Origin of the sequence: Gilvibacter sp., from assembly GCF_013214815.1 — a bacterium.
GTDB lineage: Bacteria > Bacteroidota > Bacteroidia > Flavobacteriales > Flavobacteriaceae > Gilvibacter.
In genome coordinates this window covers 21,155-24,588 of sequence record NZ_JABSPU010000042.1, presented here as the reverse complement: position 1 = coordinate 24,588, position 3,434 = coordinate 21,155, and the positions used below count along the sequence as shown (strand labels likewise).

The 3,434-nt window shown below is 42.0% G+C and carries 3 protein-coding genes and 1 pseudogene; 2 read left to right on the top strand and 2 right to left on the bottom strand.

Annotated elements, in window-relative coordinates:
- A partial coding sequence (locus tag HRT75_RS09495; protein ID WP_291185701.1) for a hypothetical protein occupies positions 1–884 on the bottom strand: 884 nt, incomplete at its 3' end.
- Positions 885–1,044: 160 nt separating this feature from the next.
- On the opposite strand from HRT75_RS09495, the gene HRT75_RS09490 reads away from it, so the two are divergent.
- Both HRT75_RS09490 and HRT75_RS09485 read left to right on the top strand, forming a co-directional pair.
- Complete coding sequence (locus HRT75_RS09490) at positions 1,045–1,803, top strand: hypothetical protein (RefSeq protein ID WP_291185700.1); 759 nt, start codon at positions 1,045–1,047, stop codon at positions 1,801–1,803.
- Positions 1,804–1,814: 11 nt separating this feature from the next.
- Positions 1,815–2,399, top strand: a complete 585-nt coding sequence (locus tag HRT75_RS09485; protein ID WP_291185698.1) for a hypothetical protein — start codon at positions 1,815–1,817, stop codon at positions 2,397–2,399.
- 51 nt (positions 2,400–2,450) lie between these two features.
- Here HRT75_RS09485 and HRT75_RS09480 read toward each other — a convergent pair.
- Positions 2,451–3,434 (bottom strand): annotated as a pseudogene (locus HRT75_RS09480) (hypothetical protein); the annotation flags it as partial.

The following is a 3,434-nucleotide window of genomic DNA, read 5'->3' as shown; positions in this document are numbered from 1 at the left end:
TGCTTGTTGAAAAATTTGAGCATTTCTCCGCAGGTGGCTGGGTTCACTACTTTTAGGTAGGTTAATACTGTGAAAGGGGTGAAGAACAAACTCTGTTTAGGTGTTCTAAACATCACGGTATTACTCATAGTGAGCAAATCACTTTTGTAGAGTAGGTAACGCGCATTGTTTTTGGAATTGATAATGGCCTGCTGAATGGTTTGTTGTTCCACCCGATCAATGATCTCATGGAGGTCTTTACAGAGGTGTTCTGCCAGGGTTTTACTCAAATGACCAGATTCAAAATAATAGTAAACCTGTTGCAAGGTTCCATTGATGGTGTTGTCATTCCAAAACTCGGTGATGTCCAAATAATTATAGGTTTCTGCCAATTGCATGGTAGTTTCAATCAAGCTGGCCGGGATTGTAGGGAGAAACTCTTCAAAGCTCATCTTGGCCATGCTGCCGTCTTCATCCAAAAACTTAAGCCAAACGTAAAATTTGTATTTAGTGATGTAAGTGTTGGTCAGGGTAAAAAATATGGGAATGTCTTTGGCAGAATAGATAATCTCAACTCCTTTGGCACTGATAAGGGGTTCAATACTTTTCATGGAGACCAGGAAGTATTGTTCCAAACCTTCAAGACTGGTTATAGGCGGTGACTTTTCTACCAGCAAAGTGTTTTGTTGTCCCACCTCAAAGAGCCTATTCAAGGAGATCTTGTAGTGTCGCGCTAAGGTTACAGCTTCATCTAAGCTCAGTTGTGATTTCAGGTTGATGCGTCTGTAGGCCGCGTCATAGCTAATGTCTAAAACGTTGGCCACCTCGTCCACAAAGGATCGTTCTGCCGGAATCTGGGCTTTGAGATTGGCCCAAAGCGCTTCTTGTGAAATATGCAAACTCATAGCTAAATATTTTATTTGTTTTCAATATATGCAAAAATTTGAGGCTTCAAAGCCTGAATATCACATTTGGTTTGTGTATTTCGCTTGTATTTTCGATTAGAATTTTGAGGTCGAAAGGCTTTTCCCCAGCGTCTATTGAGCTCTTAAAAACAGTCGAATTATGAGATATTTAAAATTAGTCTTAGTGGCAGCCTTCACCTTTGGCGCTTTCTCCAATTGCGCTTTAGAAGAAGAAAACAGTCAGCGTGTTCGTGGAAAACTCGTGAGTGAGGTGAGCGGTGAGGGGATACCCAATGCGCGCGTGGATGGGAAAGTTCAAAAATCAAGCGGCAGTGGTTTTTTTAGCAGTACTGTGGATTTAGGCCGAGCAGAAATTGTCACAGATGCCAACGGGGAATTTGAATTCAATGTCGGTTACGAATCCAGAAAGGATTGGGTGTGGTTTGTAAAACCCGATGAAGATCAAACTACGGCCATCCTCAATTTGATCCCTCGTTTTGATATGGATGATTTAGAAGAAGGCCCAGTTTTGCTTTACGTTCGTGAATTTCATCCGTTAGAAATTGAAATTAAAAACACCACTCCTTTTGATGAAAACGACTTTATAGGGGTGTCTGTCTTTTTTACGGTACAACAGAATAATAACGAGGTCAATGCCCGCTATTTCCACAATGTGTTCTATGCCTTTGAGAACAGATCGGGTGTCAATTTACCTTGGGATCCTCCTGCATATGATGACGGCTTACGACCTGAATGGTTGGGAGACTCCATTGATGCTACCCTTTTCGGTAGACTCCAAGAAGCCACAGAATATAGGGTGATCTGGAATGTTAGAAAGAATGGGGTGTGGACGGAATACAGTACGGACTTAACTCCGGTGAACACAACGGGCCTAAATCGGGTTGTCATTGAATACTAAAAACAGAACTTATGAAATCGATCTATAAATATTTATTCATGGTTCCACTAATGGCTACCACTTTCTTAGTAGCTCAAGAAGACCAACGTTTTCAATACGATTCTTTCTCTATGCAACCGCTGGGTTTGTACAAAGGACAATTGAATCAGGAGGGGATTTCGGGTCGTGTTGATTTGAACTTTAGAACTGGAAAAAAGCGAATCTCTTTGGCGGCACATGCCGGTTCTGAAGCAAATTTTCTAAGCGCAAGTGGGGAATTTGTGAGTTTTGAAGGACTCTACGGATACAGTTTTAAACCGATTCCCCGAGTAGAACTTGATTTGCAAATTGGTTTGTCTGCCATACGATTTGAAAGTAACGGTACTGATTTGTTTTCTGGATTGGATACCTTCTTTGTTCAAGCACCAAAAAGCGCTCAGGTTTCTGATGCAGGTTTGGTAGGCAAGTACTTGCTAGGTGTCCCTATATTGGTAAAAATTAGAATCCCAACAGGGCCTCGATTTTCCTTGGGGCTGCAAGGGGGTTATCACTTCAATAAGTTAGTCAACTTTGCCCATTGGGGTATAGTACTGCAATGGAACAAAAGACGTGAATAAAAAAAGGCGGCATCAAGCGGCCTTTTTAATGTCGTAGTCGAGGGTCGACGGTTAAAATTTGAAGTGAAGACCACTAAATACTCCGAAGAAAAAGGGTCTGAAATTATTCACCGTTGTGTTCTCTGGTTTATTCATTTGAATCTTGAACATAGGATCCAAGTTCAGCTGGAAGTGCTTGGTAATCTCATATTTAAAACCAAGTCCAAGATTTAAGGTGTATCCCAGGTTGGTCAAATTGTTCGATTTTCCCACGCGAACGCTCTGTCCGTTATCATTAACGGCAAATATGCGATTGTCATCTAAAACCATAAGACTAGCTCCTCCGATCAAATTAGCACCGAAACGATTGTTGATGAACGAATATTGATATTCCACGGGTATTTCTAAATAGGAAATATCCTGGTCTATAGTCACCACATCATTAGATTCAAAGAATGCAGTTGCGCTCGGGTCCAAAGGAATTCCGCCATCAGAGATCTCAGCCCCTGGGTCAATACCGGTCAATTGATAGATGTTTACCACATTATCAATGATATTGACTTGGAAGTTTTGAGTGTTGTATCCCAGATTTACACGGTTGAGTCCAAAACGCAAGGCCGATTTTTCATTGACCTGATTCTTGATCTGCAAACCGTAGCTCAAATTGGTTTCACCTTCACGGGTGTTACCTTCCAAACGAGCATCCAACATAGAGGCGCGCGTCAGTGAGCCATAAGTAGTAGGAGCGATTACGGCACCTACAGACCAGCTGTAGTTGGTCAGTTCTTCTCGGCGCAACATGCGTTCAAAGGCCTTGAATTCTTTGGTCTTTTTAATCTTTTTCTCTTCATACTTGATTACTGGCAGTGGAGTGGCTTCTCCAGTCGCTGTGATCTCAACATCTGTGGCAAAATTGGAAGCGTCAATGCCTACTGCGCCTACAGTGTTTTTTGGAAGCACATAATAACCTCTTGCTGGATATTGACCACTTTGACCGCTTGTAATGCTTCTAGTTGCTGCGGACGTAACTGTTGTTGTTGATGAGGAAGTAGTAGT